Annotated in this window: 16 protein-coding genes; 10 read left to right on the top strand and 6 right to left on the bottom strand. The window is 40.2% G+C overall.

Features of this window, described 5'->3' with window-relative positions; genetic code table 11:
* Positions 1-33 precede the first annotated feature (33 nt).
* Positions 34-258 (top strand): hypothetical protein, encoded by a 225-nt coding sequence (locus BLR84_RS18130; protein ID WP_090470925.1) that lies wholly within the window; start codon positions 34-36, stop codon positions 256-258.
* A 76-nt stretch (positions 259-334) separates the two neighbouring features.
* Here BLR84_RS18130 and accD read toward each other — a convergent pair whose 3' ends face one another.
* Positions 335-1,180 carry an acetyl-CoA carboxylase, carboxyltransferase subunit beta gene (gene accD / locus BLR84_RS18125; RefSeq protein WP_090470923.1) on the bottom strand — a complete coding sequence of 282 codons (846 nt, stop codon included), beginning with the start codon at positions 1,178-1,180 and terminating at the stop codon, positions 335-337.
* Between the two features lie 220 nt (positions 1,181-1,400).
* On the opposite strand from accD, the gene fbaA reads away from it, so the two are divergent.
* The 4 genes from fbaA (at position 1,401) to BLR84_RS18105 (ending at position 4,145) form a co-directional block, all read left to right on the top strand.
* A complete protein-coding gene (gene fbaA, locus BLR84_RS18120) occupies positions 1,401-2,480 on the top strand; it encodes a class II fructose-bisphosphate aldolase (RefSeq protein WP_090470921.1) in 1,080 nt (359 codons plus the stop codon).
* A 91-nt stretch (positions 2,481-2,571) separates the two neighbouring features.
* Positions 2,572-3,084, top strand: coding sequence for a low affinity iron permease family protein (locus BLR84_RS18115; protein WP_090470919.1), 513 nt, complete (start codon positions 2,572-2,574; stop codon positions 3,082-3,084).
* Entirely contained in the window at positions 3,044-3,475 is a 432-nt protein-coding gene (locus tag BLR84_RS18110) for a GNAT family N-acetyltransferase (protein ID WP_090470916.1), read from the top strand. Before BLR84_RS18115 ends, BLR84_RS18110 begins: the two co-directional genes overlap by 41 nt.
* 73 nt (positions 3,476-3,548) lie before the next feature.
* Positions 3,549-4,145, top strand: a complete 597-nt coding sequence (locus tag BLR84_RS18105; protein ID WP_090470914.1) for a hypothetical protein — start codon at positions 3,549-3,551, stop codon at positions 4,143-4,145.
* A gap of 119 nt (positions 4,146-4,264) precedes the next feature.
* Here the strand turns inward: BLR84_RS18105 and BLR84_RS18100 are convergent, their stop codons facing one another.
* The 5 genes from BLR84_RS18100 to BLR84_RS18080 all read right to left on the bottom strand — a co-directional run bounded on the left by BLR84_RS18100 (position 4,265) and on the right by BLR84_RS18080 (position 8,401).
* The gene (locus BLR84_RS18100; RefSeq protein ID WP_090470912.1) at positions 4,265-5,041 is read right to left on the bottom strand and encodes a DNA-formamidopyrimidine glycosylase family protein; all 777 of its coding nucleotides are present in this window, start codon (positions 5,039-5,041) and stop codon (positions 4,265-4,267) included.
* 50 nt (positions 5,042-5,091) lie between these two features.
* Positions 5,092-5,976, bottom strand: a complete 885-nt coding sequence (locus tag BLR84_RS18095) for a helix-turn-helix domain-containing protein (protein ID WP_090470910.1) — start codon at positions 5,974-5,976, stop codon at positions 5,092-5,094.
* A complete protein-coding gene (locus BLR84_RS18090; protein WP_090470909.1) occupies positions 5,973-6,593 on the bottom strand; it encodes a pyridoxamine 5'-phosphate oxidase family protein in 621 nt (206 codons plus the stop codon). The genes BLR84_RS18095 and BLR84_RS18090 overlap by 4 nt, the downstream gene beginning before the upstream one ends.
* Before the next feature lie 83 nt (positions 6,594-6,676).
* The gene (locus BLR84_RS18085; RefSeq protein WP_090470907.1) at positions 6,677-7,231 is read right to left on the bottom strand and encodes a carboxymuconolactone decarboxylase family protein; all 555 of its coding nucleotides are present in this window, start codon (positions 7,229-7,231) and stop codon (positions 6,677-6,679) included.
* 117 nt (positions 7,232-7,348) lie between these two features.
* The gene (locus tag BLR84_RS18080) at positions 7,349-8,401 is read right to left on the bottom strand and encodes a winged helix DNA-binding domain-containing protein (protein ID WP_090470905.1); all 1,053 of its coding nucleotides are present in this window, start codon (positions 8,399-8,401) and stop codon (positions 7,349-7,351) included.
* Positions 8,402-8,860: 459 nt separating this feature from the next.
* Here BLR84_RS18080 and BLR84_RS18075 point away from each other — a divergent pair, with 459 nt between their 5' ends.
* The 5 genes from BLR84_RS18075 (at position 8,861) to BLR84_RS18055 (ending at position 18,156) form a co-directional block, all read left to right on the top strand.
* Positions 8,861-9,697 (top strand): hypothetical protein, encoded by an 837-nt coding sequence (locus BLR84_RS18075; RefSeq protein WP_090470903.1) that lies wholly within the window; start codon positions 8,861-8,863, stop codon positions 9,695-9,697.
* A gap of 17 nt (positions 9,698-9,714) precedes the next feature.
* Positions 9,715-12,165: a bifunctional YncE family protein/alkaline phosphatase family protein gene (locus BLR84_RS18070; RefSeq protein WP_090470902.1), complete on the top strand. Its 2,451-nt coding sequence runs from the start codon at positions 9,715-9,717 to the stop codon at positions 12,163-12,165.
* Between the two features lie 54 nt (positions 12,166-12,219).
* Positions 12,220-13,464 (top strand): ElyC/SanA/YdcF family protein, encoded by a 1,245-nt coding sequence (locus BLR84_RS18065; protein ID WP_090470900.1) that lies wholly within the window; start codon positions 12,220-12,222, stop codon positions 13,462-13,464.
* Positions 13,465-13,514: 50 nt separating this feature from the next.
* Complete coding sequence (locus tag BLR84_RS18060; protein WP_090470897.1) at positions 13,515-14,393, top strand: hypothetical protein; 879 nt, start codon at positions 13,515-13,517, stop codon at positions 14,391-14,393.
* A 367-nt stretch (positions 14,394-14,760) separates the two neighbouring features.
* Complete coding sequence (locus BLR84_RS18055; protein WP_090470895.1) at positions 14,761-18,156, top strand: SusC/RagA family TonB-linked outer membrane protein; 3,396 nt, start codon at positions 14,761-14,763, stop codon at positions 18,154-18,156.
* Positions 18,157-18,165 lie beyond the last annotated feature (9 nt).

Raw genomic sequence — 18,165 nt, 5'->3', positions numbered from 1 at the left:
CTTTGATTATTTATAGAATAGGAGGATGAGAAGATGAACAACTATTTAAAACCTGGCACCAATCAGGGTAATAACAAAGGAACAGCGCCGAATTACCTGAATACTTATTCGGGCACCGGGCAAAATGAAAGATACATTGAAAAATATGGACCTCATAGAGGTAATTTCAAGGTATTTCACAGTGATGGCAGTTTCGCCGACCTTCCCGACCAGCATGTGGAAGGTGGAGGCGCAAATGCAGGTGCAACTACCAAATAACTTATTGATTTCCTTTACAAACAGAAAGGCCATCCAAAATGGATAGCCTTTTCTGTTTGCTTAAAAAACAATATTTTTAATTAGCCATCATTTTGAGAAATGAGGCAAGTTTTTCTTTCATTTCCCGGCGGTCAACAATAAAGTCAAGGAAACCGTGTTCCTGAACAAATTCCGCGGTCTGGAAGCCTTTCGGCAAATCTTTTTTAATGGTTTCTTTAATTACCCTTGGGCCTGCAAAACCTATTAGCGCACCTGGTTCAGCAATATTGATATCACCCAGCATGGCGTATGATGCGGTAACACCCCCTGTAGTAGGATCAGTCAGTAAAGAAATATAAGGAATTTTAGCCTGTGACAATAAAGCCAGTTTGGCCGATGTTTTAGCCATCTGCATTAATGAAAAGGCTGCTTCCATCATCCTTGCACCACCCGATTTGGATATCATCAGGAATGGAACTTTATTAGCGATACAGTAATCAATAGAGCGGGCAATCTTCTCGCCAACTACTGATCCCATGGAACCGCCGATGAAATTAAAATCCATACAAGCGATAACCAGGTCCTGTCCGTCAATTTTACCCGCTCCGGCGCGTATAGCGTCCTTTAAGCCGGTTTTAAATTGGGTTTCGGTCAGTCGGTCAGTATATTTTTTAGTATCCTCAAAATGTAGGGGATCACCTGATGTCAAATCGGGGAATAACTCAGTAAATTCGTTATTATCAAATAGTACTGCAAAATATTCTTTTGAACCTATACGCAGGTGGTAGCCACAATAGTGGCAAACATATTGATTTTCAACCTGCTCAGAATAATGCAGGGGTTTCTTACAATTCGGGCATTTATTCCAGATCCCATCGGGGGTTTCTTTCTTTTCCTCAGTAGTCGTAATTATCCCTTTCAACTCTCGTTTAAACCATGCCATATCTATGTCGAGCTCTTTCAATTGACTACAAAGAAACGAAAAATATTATAACAAGTAGTAAGTAATCCATGTTCAGTTTTATTTGTTAAAATTATTTTTATCCAACAAAGTGTATAAATTACAGTATGTGAGTAGCTAAATAGTTAAATCGTAACAAATAATCAGATACTTATACCTAAAACCAAGAAATTTTATAACTTCGAGGCCCAAATAAAAGCTCATGAATTTAAAAAATTATAAAGGTGTTCTGCACGGCGATCAGGTGCAGGAACTATTTGAAGTTGCTAAAAAGCATCAGTTTGCTTTACCTGCGGTAAACGTTATAGGTACCAATACCATTAACGCGGTTATGGAAACAGCCAAGCTGGTAAACTCTCCGGTAATCATTCAACTATCAAATGGTGGCGCACAGTTTTATGCTGGTAAATCATTAGATAATTCAAAACTTCAGGCATGCATATTAGGTGCGGTATCGGCTGCAAAGCACGTGCACTTATTGGCTGAGCATTATGGTGTAGCTGTGATTTTACATACCGATCACGCTGCCATGAAGTTTTTACCATGGATTGACGGCTTGCTTGATCATGGCGAAAAATTCTTTGCCGAAACAGGTAAACCACTTTTCTCATCACATATGCTTGACCTTTCTGAAGAGCCGATTGAAGAAAACATTGAAATTTCGGCAAAATACCTGGCCCGTATGGCTAAATTAGGTATGACACTGGAAATTGAGTTAGGTGTAACCGGTGGTGAAGAAGATGGCGTTGACAACTCTGATGTTGACAGCTCACGTTTATATACCCAACCAGAAGAAGTTTCTTACTCTTATGAACACTTATCAAAGGTTAGTCCACGTTTTACAGTGGCCGCAGCTTTTGGTAACGTACATGGTGTTTACAAACCAGGTAATGTGAAATTACAGCCTGTGATTTTACATAACTCACAAGAGTATGTAAAACAAAAGTTTGGTTTAACTGATGCAAAACCAATCAACTTTGTATTCCACGGTGGTTCTGGTTCAAGCCAGGAAGAGATCCGTGAAGCTATTTCATATGGTGCTATCAAAATGAACATTGATACCGATATGCAATGGGCTTACTGGGAAGGCATTAAAGATTACTATAAGTCAAAAGAAGCTTACCTGCAACACCAGATAGGTAACCCGGAAGGTGAAGACTCTCCAAACAAAAAATATTATGATCCACGCGTTTGGTTGCGTAAAGGCGAAGAAACCTTTGTTAAAAGGTTAGCTGCTGCTTTTGAAGACCTTAACTGCGTTGATGTAAATAGCAAACTATAATATTCATCAAAAACTAACAAAGCGCTGTTACATTTGTTGTAATGGCGCTTTGTTGTTATAAGCGTTTCCCCAACCCAATAAATAAAAATATATGGCAGAGATCGCTAAAAAAAAGAAGAATTTATTTGAACGTTTTGCTAATTGGGCAACCATTGCTACGGGCAGTTCCGGAGCTTTTTTAACGGCTATCAGCATCATCATCGTGTGGGGCATCACCGGGCCGATATTTCATTATTCTGATACCTGGCAGCTTATTATCAATACGGGTACAACCATTGTTACTTTCCTGATGGTTTTCCTGATCCAGAAATCGCAAAACAAGGATTCAAAAGCCATCCATTTAAAATTGAACGAATTGCTGGCCTCGCACCAGGGTGCCAGTAACCGGATGGTGGATATCGAGGATATGAATGAAAAAGAGCTTGATCAGCTCCATAAATTTTATGTGCAGCTATCGATACTTGCAGAAAAGGAAGACGATCTTACTTGCACACACTCAATTGATGCCGCCGAAGAGAACCACAATGCCAAACTAACTATACTTAAAACCAAACCACATTATAATGCCCACAAACTCAAACTTAGAAGTAAGAAAAGTAACTGAGCAAGCCGATCTTGATAAAGTTTTTGCCGTAAGGCGCGAAGTTTTTGTAGTTGAACAAAACTGTCCGCCCGAACTGGAATGGGAATTTGAAGACGAATCAACCCATTTCCTGGCAACTGTTAACGGCGAACCCGCAGGTGCCTGTCGCTGGCGAAAAACAGATAAAGGTTATAAACTGGAGCGCTTTGCTGTATTAAAAAAGTTCCGGGGTCATGGAATAGGGCAGGCTCTGGTGCAAACAGTTTTGGACGATCTGCCGGCTAATGCCACGTACGTTTACATGCACGCGCAAACACAAGCCGTATCATTATATGAGCGGTTTAATTTTGAAAAAACAGGTCCGGAGTTTGAAGAAGCCGGCATCTGGCATTATAAAATGATCAGGAAATAAAAGCCCAACCTTGCAACCAATGCATGGTTGGTTTCGTCTTGCTTTTATAAAATATCATTTTACAAGCCACCGTATGATCAATCACTGCCTGCCGCTATCCAAAGTATTTAAATTACTATTTATCTGTTTTATTTGTTTTGCCGCTTTCAATAGCCTGGCCCAGGACAAAACCAAAACCATTGGCCATAAAGCCCGGTCTGGAACAACCAATAATAGCTTTGGAGTAGTACAAGGTGCACAGGTAGGGATCAGGATGAATGCCGGCCATAAACTGGTTGAATTACTGAAATTGAGCTTTCATGTCGACAACCTGGGCAAGGATACTATTCCCTTTAAAGTAAACGTGTATGCGATGGGCGATAAATTGCCAGAGGGTGACAACCTGGTTAAAGAAGAAATAAAGGGAACAATTGTAAGGGAAAAAGATCCTGGTGGGCCATTGATCAATAATCAGTTGATCAGTGTTGATCTTGCACTCTATAAAGTTGATGTTAAAGGCGATATCCTTGTTTCTGTTGAGTTTTTAAATACTATGACCGGAAAATCCCTCGGCTTTTCATGCGGATTACTCAACGGAGGTACCTATTATAAAAAGAACCCGGATACCGAGTGGAAAAAGATACCCATTGTTGGTGCCGATTTTAATGTGCAGGTGAAGAAGTTGAAGTAGAAGGAAATAAACATTAAAACACGCGTCATTGCGAGGTACGAAGCAATCCCCAATAAGCAGGGCCACTCTGTAAAGCATAGAGATTGCTTCGTACCTCGCAATGATGTTTTATTTGATACCTAACTATACAACTCCTGTTCCTCAGTATAATAAGTTTTCCTGGAGCCTTCTTTTACAATGATCTTTTCGCCTTTGGGGCTGTGCGTCTTTTTTGAATTGTGGATGTGCATAAAATCCCTTACTTCGCCGTTAATGATATCCGGATTTGATTTAAGAATAGCTCTTTCGGCTTCAGTAAGCACAGCGTGGATAGATTTAACCAGATCTTTTATCTTATCGCCAGGTAATTTATTACTTATGGAGAACGGGGATATATTTGCATGCCACAAGATCTCGTCGGCGTAAGCATTACCAATACCCCGAATGATCTTTTGATCAAGCAGTACAGTTTTGATGTTGGTTTTTGTTTTTTGCAGGCGGGTAGTCAAATATTCAACGCCACCATCTTTGGATAAAGCATCGGGCGATTCTTTCTCTTCCGGATTTAAAGTAGGATTGGCTATCCCCTGGAAATCTGTTAACACCAATCCGCTGCCGTCAGTAAAATGCAATTCAATGATGGGATATTTATTTTCGTTTTTACCCTCAAATAAAAATAGCTTGCCATGCAGCATCAGGTGCAGGCCAAGGATATCTCCTTTCGAAAATTTAAGGTAAAGCTCTTTGCCTTCGCGATATACCTTATTCAATTTTTGCCCCTCCAGCGTATCCTGCAGTTTCTGATGGCTCACATTCAATTTTTTGGCATTGATAACCGCAATTTGTTTAACCGTTTTTCCGGCTAATTTTTTATCCAGGTTGTGACTAAATGCTTGCAGATCGGGTAATTCAGGCATGATAACAGGTATTTAATATGGAAACCAAATATAGCAGGATAAGTTTTAGTTTAAGCGCTTGCACGACCATAACCAACAGTATCCCGGTATAATTGCGGCGATACATCGGCATTTGTTTTAAAAAACCTGCTGAAATAATATTCATCCTCATAACCCAATTCGTATGCTATTTCTTTTATAGGTCTGTTAGTTAAATACAACTCACGTTTGGCTTCAATAATAATGCGTTCGGCAATCAGGTTACTGATGGTTTTATTAAAGTGGGTTTTAGTGATACGGGCCAGAGCCTTGGCTGATATATTCAGCATATCGGCATAGTGACTGGCACTGTGCTTGGTTTTAAAATGAGTTTCGATGGCATCTTTAAGGTCCTGCAATATATAAGGTTCCTTGGCGTCTTTGTCGGGGTCGTGTAAAATATCCTGTTGTTCTGTTTTTAAACGGGAAGCCGTTATCAGGAAAATTTTGAGGTATGATATCAGTATTTCATACTGTGCCAGCGCTTTATTCAGCATTTCCGCTTTCATTTGCTCCAACAGTAAATTTAAAAGAGATTCGTTTACAGCATCAACCATTACATAAGGCGGCTTGTATATATTATCAAACAAAATACCGCTGCATGATACTTCTTTATGATGCTTAAGGATACAAAAAAAATCGGGGTGAAACTGTATGGCCACACCCTTTATAGGCTCCCGTGCCAATAACATGAATGGCTGGTAGAGCGAAAAAGCCAGCATCCGGCCTGCTTCAAAGCTGTATTCAGAAAAATCCGATTTTAATATACCTGATCCTTCTTTGATCCAAATAAGTGAGAAATAATTATGACGCTGCAAATGATCAAAGTGACTATTGTCATCAAACCAAAATAATTTAAAGGCGAGGTTCCCTTTCGGTTCATCAATCAGTGTAAATGTATTTTGCGTATTGCTCATTTGTTATTGGTAGCTAATTGCGCCTTTAAATCAGCGTTTTCTTTTCTTAACTTATTGATATATTCATGTTGCGCGGCAAATTCATCTTGAATCTCTTCCAGGGTATATCTTGGCGTTATATGTTGAGGGCAGTTCCAATCGTACGCTTTCACTTTAAACAATATTATTCTTTCGGCTTTAAATTTATAATCCTCAAGGTTAAGCTTGTCATACAGCTCTGAATTACCTTCAATCGGGAGTACGCTGGCTTCGGCAAATATTTTTAACCGTGTCCTGGCCGCCTGATCAAGAAGGAATAACGCCGCTTTGTTATTAGTTACTAAATTACCTGTTGAAACATATTGCTTGTTACCGCCAAAATCAATAAAGCCAAGTGTTTCCGAATCAACCACTTTCAAAAAGCCTTTTGGCCCGCCACGAAACTGAATGTAAGGATAACCATTTTCACTGATGGTCGATATATAAAAATTATCCTGACGGGCGATAAATTCTTCTTCGCTTTCTGTTAATCCATCAGTGTAACGATGTTCTTCCATCCTGCCATAACTGGCACGGCTACCATAACGCTCCTGAAAATCTTTTACGGCATCAGTAAAAGCCATTTTTGGATAATTCATAACACTAGTTTTAGTAAAGTTAAATAATACAGCAAAAGCCAAAGCATTTGCTGTTGACTTTTACTGTTAGCTGAATATGATCATTAAGCTTCAATATCCTGTAGTGCTTTTGCAACCGGAAAATCAATTTCAGTATCGGCGGTATTATTAAAATAGTTGGTTAATATATTTAAGGCGACATGGCCAACAATTTCACCTATTTCACCTTCTGACAGACCAGCAGCTCTTACAGTTTCAACGTCACTGTCGTTCACCAGGCCATTTTTAGTAATTAATACATTAGCGAATTTGAGAACCGCGTCGGTTTTTGCATCGGCCGAATTTGCATGACGGGCTTTTATGATACTGTCGGTATCAATATGAACCAGTTTTTCGCTGATATAAGAGTGTGCTGATAAACAATAATCACAAGCGTTTTTTTCGGCTATTGACAGCGCTAATAGCTCACCGGTTTTTGCCCCCAGTAAGCCACGGGATAAAGTATTGTTCAGATCAAGGTAACCTTGCAACAATGCAGGGGAACTACCCATTGCGCGCATCATGTTAGGCACTACACCTAATTTGCTTTGTATAGCATTAAATAATTCTTTTGTTTTGCCTGTTGCTTCTTCAGGATTTATTGCTGTTAAACGTGCCATTGTTTTGTCTTTTTAGTTTGTCGTTATTGACAATACAAAGTTGCATACAAGAGCTTCGCTGTAACATGGATGAATTTCGTTAGTACATGGACAATTTTCCCGGCAATATACCTTTACCTATGGGAAAAGGAATTTCCTGTATTTGGAAGTGGCTACTTCCACGGCTTTTTCCTGTGTTTTATTTAATGAACCAAACAAATTTAAATTGATATCAACAGATTTAGCTTTGAGCGTTCGTTTCCAGGTACCCACCACCTGGTTGTCGACCACTATCGCGGGGTCAAAAATTACGTGTCGTGCCTGTTTAAGATATTTTGGATTAACCAAAGCGTCGCGATCTTTATAGGCAATAGCAAATTCATCAAATGCCGGCAATAAGTAAGCTTTTGTTTTTGGCGATGGTAGATCAGTTATACTATCCGGCATCCAATAAGTACGACCATCAATCACATCACTAATCAATTGCGATTTAATATGCTCAAGCCCTATACCAGCATCAGTCAGCGTTAAACCCGACCAGTTTGCAAAATCGTACAGGGTAGCAGGTCCACGGCTGTTGAAATAACCACGGGCCAGTTTGGTTAGCGCTTCTTCATGGGTTAATACTGGCGTTAGCGGCGCGCGGTCGTCAAGTAGAGCATAAGTAAATTGCTTCCCGATGCGGGCCCCGCTGCAAATTACCTGGTCTAACTCGGCTCTCATTAATAATATAGTAAACCTGAGTTCGTCGGTAGCAATCCCTGCCTGCTCAAATACATTCACCAACTCAGGCCGGGTAAGTTGTCTATTTCCGGCCAAAGCTTTTTCCAACGCTGCATTACTTTTGGCAAAAATGTGGTCGGTGAGTTCAAATTTTTTGCTCATAGCTGCATTAATAGCGTTAATACGTGGCGCTGTAAGCGTTAATAACCAGCGAATATCCTGCGGTAAAACGAAGTGCCAGGTTGGCCGCAGCAAATGGGTCCGCAATATTTTCCCCTCTGTTATAGCTTGTTCTATTACTTCTTCGCTGGTGTTAGGCATCCGCAACCCAATAGCCCATTTGGCTCCGGCGTAATCCTGGGCCTGCATAGCTATCATGTGTTTAACAACATCTTCAGGCTTACTAAATTTTGGATTATAAATATGCTGATTATAAATTCGCTGAGCAGCCAGATAATTGTCCTTCATAGTGATTCTTGATATATAAAGTTAAATTAATGTTCAGGAATGACAGCTGTTTGTCAGTAGCAAAAGATACCATAATTTATTGCAGATGTCATAATCCCTAAACAGGCGGGCCATTTTGTTATAAAAGTGGGTTTACATGGTTTACACTTTTTATGGCTAACATCTATTTATATAATTGAAAATAAGATTATTACAAGTATTTTACCATAATAAAGCGGGTTTACATGACAACCATAAAACAAAGTATTCCATGTCATTAAATAAGGGTTTATGCAATATTCAATATCGGGCGATAGGGATAGCAATTGGATTTTTAATTATATTTAAAAAAGCCAGGGAATAAAACATATTACTTTCTCTATGGTAGTATTTGTAACAAAGTCATAGTCAAAAGCCTGCTAAACACTATGTTTACTTTGACTTAATTATGGGTTAATATAAAGGGGGTTATTTCACATCATGAAAAGAGAGCTTTACCTTATTCTGCTTTTATTGACATTAAGCCTGGCCGGAAAGGCGCAAAATGATCATTCTATAAACCCTACGGGGAATTTTATAACTGCAGCTCCGCAACCATTCCTGTTTTCTGTTAATACGTTAACCGGCAGTTCTCCATATTGGAGTTTAAATTATTCCGGAAGCTATGGCGAACGTACCCTAACACCATTTGGCTATGATGGCGTTGATCAACAATTAGCTGTCAAAGGCTATCTGGGTAACCGGTTTACATTATATGCTAATGCCGCTATAGGGTTTGCACGTGATGGTGGCACAACCAGTTCGCAACAAGCAGAATTAATGCATGATTTTATTGGTGGTAAACAACAATTTGGCCCGCGTATTGGCCTTAGCTTAGGTGGTAGCCGCGACTGGACAAATGTTAAATCTATATTCAGCCGGGTTACCGCTTCGTTTGATGCCGCATCATGGCGATTTGCAGGGAACCTACGCTTTGAAAAAGCTTTTGATAAATCACGGGATGGCATTGATCTGGTAACCAGCTTCGGTTTTCATCATCGTATTGCCGACAACTTTTTTGGTGGTGTAGAAGCTGTGGGTGAAGATCTGGAAGGTTTTTGGGAAGCAGATGAGGCAGAAGGAGGGGCTAAGCTATTAGTTGGGCCGTCAATTAACTACATTCCTTCGGGTTCAAGGTTTGGATTTTCTATTTGTGGTGGCCCAATTATTTATGCAACTCGTAGCAATGTTGTACCATCAGAAGCGATAAGGGACCTATCCACACTATCTCAAAACGGATACACCATCAGGGCTCAGGTCTCATTTAATTTACATTAATATTTACTCAAACTATTATGGGTTCAATTAAAAAGATAGGCTATGTTATAGCCTTAAGTTTATTGGTTAATGTATCAGCAATGGCGCAGATACCTGGTCAAATAAAAAAGACTGGGCAGGTACTACTTCCCAATGGTTGGAAATTAAGTCCAGCTGGGCGGTCTTTAACCTTGGGTGATCTGCCGTTAAATATGCAATTAAGCACATCTGGTAAATTACTGGCAGTAACCAATAACGGGCAGAGCACACAATCGTTGCAACTTATAGATCCCAAAACTGAAAAACTGCTGGACGAACGGGTACTGGGTAAATCATGGTACGGATTAGCCTTTAGCCGCGACGAAAAACACCTTTACGCGTCTGGGGGTAATGATAACTGGATACTGGATTTTCATTTAAAGGACAATAAATTAAACCAGGCAGATACAATAAAATTAGGTACGCCCTGGCCTAAAGGTAAAATATGCCCTACAGGTATCGCTGTAAATAAGAACAATACCAAACTATACACAGTAACTAAAGAAGACAGCACACTGTATATCATTGATCCACAGGCAAAACAGATCCTTCATAAAGTTCAGCTGCCTGCTATAGCTTACAGTTGCGTGTTATCTCCCGATGAAACAAAACTGTATGTTTCGCTTTGGGGTGGCCGGGCTGTCGCGGTAGTGAGTACAACGACCCAAACTATTGAAAACAAAATAGCAACCGGCGACCATCCTAATGAATTGCTTTTGAATAAAAAAGGCAACTACCTGTTTGTAGCAAACGCTAATGACAATACAGTTTCTGTCATCAATACCATTAGTAATAAGGTAATTGAAACGGTTGCCACCACATTATATCCAACAAAGCTTACTGGCTCCACCACCAATGGGTTGGCGCTTAGTGCTAATGAAAAAACATTGTACATTGCTAATGCTGATAATAATTGCCTGGCTGTTTTTGATGTATCAAAAGCTGGTTACAGTAAAAGCCAGGGTTTTATCCCGGTAGGCTGGTATCCAACCAATGTAAAAACATTAGGCAATAAAATATTGGTAACTAACGGAAAGGGACTAAGTTCTATGGCTAACCCACAAGGTCCTCAACCCATTTCAAAGGCTGATAATAGTGGTTACCAAACAGGAAGTACCGCCAACAACCGTTTACAATATATTGCGGGTTTATTTAAAGGCTCATTATCTTTTATTGATGCGCCAAAACCAGAGCAGTTGAAACAATATACCCACCAGGTTTATGCCAACACGCCATTTACAAACAAAAGAACCATAACTGCTAATGGTGAAACCGGAAACCCTATCCCCCGTAAACTAGGCGAAAAATCACCTATAAAACATATCTTTTATATCATTAAGGAAAACCGCACCTATGACCAGGTTTTGGGAGATATGCCAGGTGGCAACGGGGATACCTCTTTAACCTTATTTGGTAAACACGTAACTCCTAACCATCACGCTTTAGCCGGTGAGTTTGTTTTGCTTGATAATTTTTATGTTGATGCTGAAGTAAGTGCCGATGGGCATAACTGGAGCATGGCAGCGTACGCTACTGATGTAATTGAAAAAACCTGGCCAACCAGCTACGGCAGTCGTGGTGGCAGCACTAGCTTTGAAGGTGGCCGGCCAGCTACTTATCCGCGCGATGGCTTTATATGGGATTATTGTAAACGGGCCGGTATCACTTATCGTAGTTATGGTGAATTTAGTGATGATGGCAAGGCAAATATTAAAACACTGCAAGGGCATATTTGTGCGCAATCACCCGGCTTTAACCTGGATATAAAAGACCAGGTTAGGGTTGATGCATGGCAACATGATTTTGATTCATTGCTTACCATTAACGCGGTGCCTCAGTTTAATACCATTCGCATTTCAAATGACCATACCAGCGGACAAAAGAAAGGCAAGATCTCACCGGTTGCTGCAGTTGCTGATAATGACCTGGCGATAGGTCGTTTTATTGAGCATCTGTCACAAAGCCCAATCTGGAAGGAATCTGTTGTATTTATACTGGAAGATGACGCTCAAAATGGCCCTGACCATATCGACGCCCACAGGTCACCGGCATTTGTAGTAGGCCCGTATGTAAAACGTAACACGGTTGTACACACCATGTATTCAACTTCGGGCTTTTTGCGAACCATGGAGCTTATATTAGGTTTACCGCCGATGAGCCAGTATGATGCCGGAGCAATGCCTTTATATGAATGTTTTACCAGTAAGGCAGATGTAACACCTTATCAACTAAAACCGGCAGAGGTTGATCTGGAAAGACGAAATATCGCCAATAACGAAAGCAGCCGACGGTCTGAATCCTTCAACTTCGCAAAAGAAGACGCAGTACCCGATCTTGATCTGAACGAGGTGGTTTGGAAATCCGTAAAAGGCGAACATTCCACAATGCCGGCACCTAAAAGAAGCGCTTTTGTACTATTGGAGCAGAAAAAGAAAGACGATGATGATTGATCTGATCAATTGACATTAACCACCATTTTATCAATAACATCAACATTTCTTCTCATGAATTTTAAGAAGTACTTATTCCTATTATTAAGTTTTACCATTTTTTATACTTACGGTCAGCCTGCTGATCAAAATTACAAACTGATAGGCAGCAATATTATACAAACCAAAAACTATTACCTGCTTACTTTATTTCAAAATAATGTCGCGGCAAAACAGCTATTGGCGAACGATCCGGAACTGGCCAAACTGACACAAACCAGGTTAGATAATATTAAATCGTCACTTACTACTTGTAAAGATCCATTGTGTTTAACTCAAACCCTGAAATTTAGCCCGGATGAGATCAAAGCTGTTAGTGACAGGCTTACAACTTTATATAAAACCGATAATGCTTTAGGCAATTTGGTAAAACAACATTTAATACCTTCAGGTACTTATCAGCAATTTAATAGTTTATCACCTGTTCAAATATTGATTAGTGCATGGGAACAGGATGCTAAAGCGGTCAACTACGTTATTGAGGTTTATGCTGAGGGCCGCAAACCTAACTATCCGGCCATTGACTCTATCAGCTTCAACGTAAAAAGCAGGGGATATCTGAATCTGGTTTACGATGCCTCGGCGACCATATGGGATGAAAGCAAAAAGGAAAAACTATTTTTTGTCCCTTCCATGAATTACGCCTTACACTGCCTCGAAATAAACGAAAGAGACGATGCGGCCAATGATGAACCAATGATCTCTAGAATCAATAAAAACGCTTATAACCGGATTAAAACTATCAATTGGGCAAAATATAAATACACCATGATCCTGATACCGGGAGCAGGTCCGGATGTTGCCGGAGTAGCTTTAAGCGCCGAAGGGATGCTACGATGCCGGGTAGCCGCATTAAGGTATTTTGAAGGACTGGCGCCTTTTATCATGACATCAGGAGGTAAAGTGCATCCTTATAAAACAAAATATTGCGAATCGGACGAGATGAAAAAATATATGGTAGAAAAACTGCATGTACCGGAAAACGCCATATTTGTTGACCCACATGCACGCCACACTACTACCAATATGCGTAATTGTGCCCGTATTATATTCCGTTACGGGATGCCATTCAGCAAACCATGTATCACCTCAACAGATAAATCGCAAAGCTATTTTATAGAGAATATGGCTGGGCGTTGTGAGAAAGAGTTGGGATACGTGCCTTACAAACTGGGTAAACGCTTATCAGATACCGAACAGGAATTTTATCCAACAATTGAATCCCTGCGTATTGATAATGATGAACCCCTTGATCCATAGCAGATCGGTTTATCAGACGCCTTAATTTTCGAACACATCAAAAGATCATCATGAAGAAATTACTATTTGCTTCTACGGCTATACTATGTTTAGGACTCTTCGCTTTTTTAAATAAAACAGTTGATATGACTGTTACCCGTACCTTAACTATCGATTCATTGGGTGCATGCCAGGGTATTTCTTATCAAAACGGAAGAATATTTTTGTACGGCGACCGTGAGGTTGGAATGATACGGGAATTTAAATTGATAGGGGATAGCCTTACCTATATCAACAAGGAATATAAATTGACCACAAACGGGCATGATGTGATCAATCATCCTACCGGTGTGGCCTATAACGGTAGCGGGCCAACGTTTATGGGCAACTCCATCCGTTTGAATAAAGAGGGCACCAAGTGGAAGGCTGTAATCTATTGCATTAATTGGGATGGACTGCTAAAAACAGGCACCCTTGACGGCAATCTGACCAATACAATTGATGATGATGCCTGCATTCAGGGTACACGACCAGAATATGTAAAATATAATAATAAGTGGTACGTGGCTACCGCCGATTATGGAAATAATGGTAACGAGGTTAGGTTATATGATCCCGAAGCGCTAAAAAAAGCCACTAAAACCAGCGAAAAGGGCGTGCTGTTTAAAAAATTCAACTGTACCGCATGGGTTCAGAACCTGCATTGGATAGCTTCAAAAAATACCCTTGTACTTATCCAAAACCAAAAAGAGGGTAGGATGTGGCGCTTTACTTACATAGATCTTAAAAAGTCAATAGAAACCAACTCGCAGCAAGTAATTAAGGAGATCAATATCGATGGAAAACAGGACGAACTGGAAGGTTTTTCGTTTTTAGATGATACCGAAAAAGGCATAGCCGTATCCTCGTCCCGGAAAAACAATGTAACCTTCACCAATACGTCCTGGTAGATTCCTACCTACCCGGATTTACCAACGTAATCTTACATTATTCGTAAACTTTGTATAGTTAATATAAACTTAACTCACAGACCTCATTGACTTAAGGTTATAGGTTTAGATTTGGCTTTTTCATTATCATATTCTTAATTTATCTATTATTTTATTACGAAGTAATAAATATTATGATTTAGTAAATCGATTTATTAATAATATTAAAAAAATCGCCTATGTAAAAACTGTTCTATCAAAAACGAAACTGGCGAAAATGAAACGGAGAAATCCTCACCTTCTCCAAGCCCGGAATTAATTGTCAAATAACAGGAAAGCCGGCTACAAGCTTTCAGGAGTTACCCGTTAACAATCAACATTTAAATATATGCAGAAAAAGATTACACCCGATCTTTTAAAAGGAAATCTTATAAAGATAAGCGCTGTTTTAAGTATACTGTTTGCATTTTTGCAACCCGTATATGCAAATAACAGCAAAGGAAAAATATTACCCGACAGGGTTATTGATGCACCTGTAAAAATATCAGGTACTGTAGTTGACGAAAATGGCTTACCATTACCTGGTGTAAGTGTTTATGAAAAAAAATCACATAAAGGAACGTCTACCGACATTAATGGTAGATTTATTATTACTGCAGAACCAGGCGAGACGCTGCTTTTTACCTTTGTTGGTTACACCAATCAAGAAGTGGTTATTGGTAGTAAAAACGAAATAAATGTTAAGCTACAACCATCTGCCAATATTTTGAACGAGGTTGTTGCTGTTGGCTATCAAACCGTGCGTAAAAGCGATTTTACCGGCGCGGTTGCTAACGTTAGATCTGAGGAGCTGAATTTAACCGCTCCGACCGTAGGACAAGCCCTGGTTGGTAAAGTGGCCGGCGTACAGGTATCGCAAATTACGGGTGCTCCTTATGGAACTACCAAAATTGCAGTACGTGGCGTGGGCTCGATCAATGCCAGTTCTGACCCGCTATATGTAATTGATGGCTATGCAGCCGGTAATGACCTGTTCATTAACCCTTATGATATTGAATCGGTAAGTATATTGAAAGATGCGGCATCTGCAGCCATTTACGGTTCGAGAGCGGCGGGCGGTGTAGTGTTGATCACTACCAAGCATGGTTCAAAAACCGATAGTAAAGGTAAGTTTGAATATGACTCTCAGGTTGGGATTAGTCAAATGGCCAAAAAAGTTAACCTGTTAAATTCCGATCAGTTTGCTCAATTAGTGATCGATGGTCGTAATAACTCATATCACGATTTATGGATAACTACCGGTCATACATGGAATGATGCTATGTATTCAGACGACAACGCCACACGTATAGCCAATGTAGGTAACGCAGGTTCGGTAAGTGTTCCACCATATCTTTATAATTTCCAGACCCAGTCACTTATCCATCAAACGGTTAATACCGACTGGCAGGATGAGTTATATCGTAATGCTGTAACACAAACCCATAACCTGTCGTTCACCGGTAGCTCCAATGGCACCCGTTACTATTTCAGCACAGGGTACCAGGATCAGCCAGGTATTATGTTGGGTACAGGGCAAACAAAAATAAACCTGCGCGCCAATGTGGATGGGCAAATAGGTAAAAGGCTTCTGGTTGGTGCTAATATATCCTTTACCCAAAACACCAACCAGGAAACACAAGATGGCCGATGGGATCATAGTCCGGCCTTCGGTGCATTGATCTATATGCCGTTTTTCCCAGCTTACAACGCTGACGGTAGCATAGCAACGAACGTTGCTGCAGCACAATCAACAGCTTATGCCTATCAGTCCATTGAAAATCCAATTGCTACAGCTACGCTGATCAAGATAAGCCGTGTTGGAGACCGTGCAACTTATAACGCGCATGCGAACTATACCATTTTCGAGGGTTTGACATTCAACGCCAATTTAGGCATGCAAACCTATGCCGAAAACTATAATTATTATTTACCAACTAATATCAGTAATGGCGCCAACCCACCTTACTCGTCTCAATCAATTCTGGCCGCAAAAGCAGTAAGGCAAACCATTGATTATCGGGATCAATTAGGCGAGTTTACCCTAAATTATACAAAACAATTAGGTAAAAATCACTTTGATGGATTGGTAGGTTATACTGCTCAAAAAACAGTAAATAATGTACTTACGGTACAAGGTACGGGCTTTCAGAATGATAATATACCAAATATAACCGGTGCCGCTCCAAATCAAATAACGTTGATAACACCCAATAGTGCTCCTATTGAAGGTGTGCAACCAACCGGCGATGATACCTTCACACTGTTATCATACCTGGCAAGGGTAAATTATAATTACGATAGTAAATATTTCTTATCGGCCTCATTCCGTACAGACGGTTCTTCGCGTTTTGGTGAAAGTAACCGTTACGCATCTTTCCCTTCCGTATCTGCGGGCTGGAATTTGTCCGACGAACCGTTCTATCATGCCTGGCTCGGTGAACAGTCTACTGTTAAATTACGGGCAAGCTGGGGATTAAGTGGTAACAATAACGTAGGTAATTATAACCTGCAGCGTGTATATAACTCGCCATCAAATGTTGTATTTGGTACTGGGGCTTTATCTCCATCACTTGTTGCCGACAATATCAAAGACCCTAATTTAGGTTGGGAAACAACTTCACAGTATAATTTTGGCGCCGATCTTGGTTTATTAAAAGGGCGACTTTTTCTGATTGCCAATTACTATTTAAGCCATTCTTACAATCTGTTGTTTAAAGCGCCAATATCTGCAATCTCAGGCAGTCCAACTATCCTTACTAATATAGACGGTGCAAGAGTAGGTAATAAAGGGTTTGATTTCCAGATAGATGGTAAGGTAATTGCGAATAAGGATTTCACCTTAAACTTAAGCGGTAATATTTCTATTAACCGTAACAAAGTATCAGGCCTAAGCAGTAATAACACGATCATTAGTGCAGGTGCTGAACGTTCTTATCTGACCAGCATTACACAATCTGGACAGCCTATAGGTATGTTTTATGGTTATAAAGTGGGTGGTATGGTTACGCAGGCAGATCTTGCTAATATCGCCGCTGATAAAGCCAACTATAATCCGGCAACGCAATCCTATCCCGCAGGTTATAAAATTAAAGGTCCGCCTATTTCTACATTTTCAACCACGCCATTACAAGCAGGCGATCTTTATTTTAAAGATGTTAACGGCGATGGCGTAGTGAATAGCAAGGATGCTGGTATTATTGGTAGTCCATATCCAAAGTTCACTTATGGTTTTGCGATCAATGCAACATATAAAGGTTTCTTTTTCAGTTCGGCATTTGCCGGCTCATACGGCAACCAGGTACTTGATGGGCAGGATTATTACCTGTACAATATGGAAGGTTCAGGTAACCAGTATGAAGACGTTGCAAACCGCTATCGTAATGCCGCAGATCCCGGCGATGGTTCTGTTTACCGTGCATCACGCGGTAGCACTCAAAGTAATAGCACCAGGTTGTCAACCTTTTATTTACAGAGTGGCTCTTTCCTGAGAAATACCAACACAACAATTGGTTATACCATTAAATCCGATTACATAACGCGTAATTTGGGATTAAGCGGCCTTAAAATATATGGTGCTGTTAATAACGGCTTTACCATTACCAAGTACAAAGGCTATAACCCCGAGGTTAACTACAATTATAGCTATAGCGGTTCGCAGGGTGCCAACCTTTCACCGGGTATTGATTATGGTGTTTATCCTTTGGTGCGTTCATATAATCTTGGCATTAAAGCCACTTTTTAATTACAATAA

Source organism: Mucilaginibacter sp. OK268, assembly GCF_900103125.1.
GTDB lineage: Bacteria > Bacteroidota > Bacteroidia > Sphingobacteriales > Sphingobacteriaceae > Mucilaginibacter.
Note: the sequence above shows the minus strand (reverse complement) of the source record. Positions and strands in the feature narration are given on the sequence as shown.

Coding starts and splice junctions, on each gene's coding strand:
- BLR84_RS18130 (WP_090470925.1), top strand. CDS start 34: ATGAACAACTATTTAAAACCTGGCACCAATCAGGGTAATAACAAAGGA.
- accD (WP_090470923.1), bottom strand. CDS start 1,180: ATGGCATGGTTTAAACGAGAGTTGAAAGGGATAATTACGACTACTGAG.
- fbaA (WP_090470921.1), top strand. CDS start 1,401: ATGAATTTAAAAAATTATAAAGGTGTTCTGCACGGCGATCAGGTGCAG.
- BLR84_RS18115 (WP_090470919.1), top strand. CDS start 2,572: ATGGCAGAGATCGCTAAAAAAAAGAAGAATTTATTTGAACGTTTTGCT.
- BLR84_RS18110 (WP_090470916.1), top strand. CDS start 3,044: ATGCCCACAAACTCAAACTTAGAAGTAAGAAAAGTAACTGAGCAAGCC.
- BLR84_RS18105 (WP_090470914.1), top strand. CDS start 3,549: ATGATCAATCACTGCCTGCCGCTATCCAAAGTATTTAAATTACTATTT.
- BLR84_RS18100 (WP_090470912.1), bottom strand. CDS start 5,041: ATGCCTGAATTACCCGATCTGCAAGCATTTAGTCACAACCTGGATAAA.
- BLR84_RS18095 (WP_090470910.1), bottom strand. CDS start 5,976: ATGAGCAATACGCAAAATACATTTACACTGATTGATGAACCGAAAGGG.
- BLR84_RS18090 (WP_090470909.1), bottom strand. CDS start 6,593: ATGAATTATCCAAAAATGGCTTTTACTGATGCCGTAAAAGATTTTCAG.
- BLR84_RS18085 (WP_090470907.1), bottom strand. CDS start 7,231: ATGGCACGTTTAACAGCAATAAATCCTGAAGAAGCAACAGGCAAAACA.
- BLR84_RS18080 (WP_090470905.1), bottom strand. CDS start 8,401: ATGAAGGACAATTATCTGGCTGCTCAGCGAATTTATAATCAGCATATT.
- BLR84_RS18075 (WP_090470903.1), top strand. CDS start 8,861: ATGAAAAGAGAGCTTTACCTTATTCTGCTTTTATTGACATTAAGCCTG.
- BLR84_RS18070 (WP_090470902.1), top strand. CDS start 9,715: ATGGGTTCAATTAAAAAGATAGGCTATGTTATAGCCTTAAGTTTATTG.
- BLR84_RS18065 (WP_090470900.1), top strand. CDS start 12,220: ATGAATTTTAAGAAGTACTTATTCCTATTATTAAGTTTTACCATTTTT.
- BLR84_RS18060 (WP_090470897.1), top strand. CDS start 13,515: ATGAAGAAATTACTATTTGCTTCTACGGCTATACTATGTTTAGGACTC.
- BLR84_RS18055 (WP_090470895.1), top strand. CDS start 14,761: ATGCAGAAAAAGATTACACCCGATCTTTTAAAAGGAAATCTTATAAAG.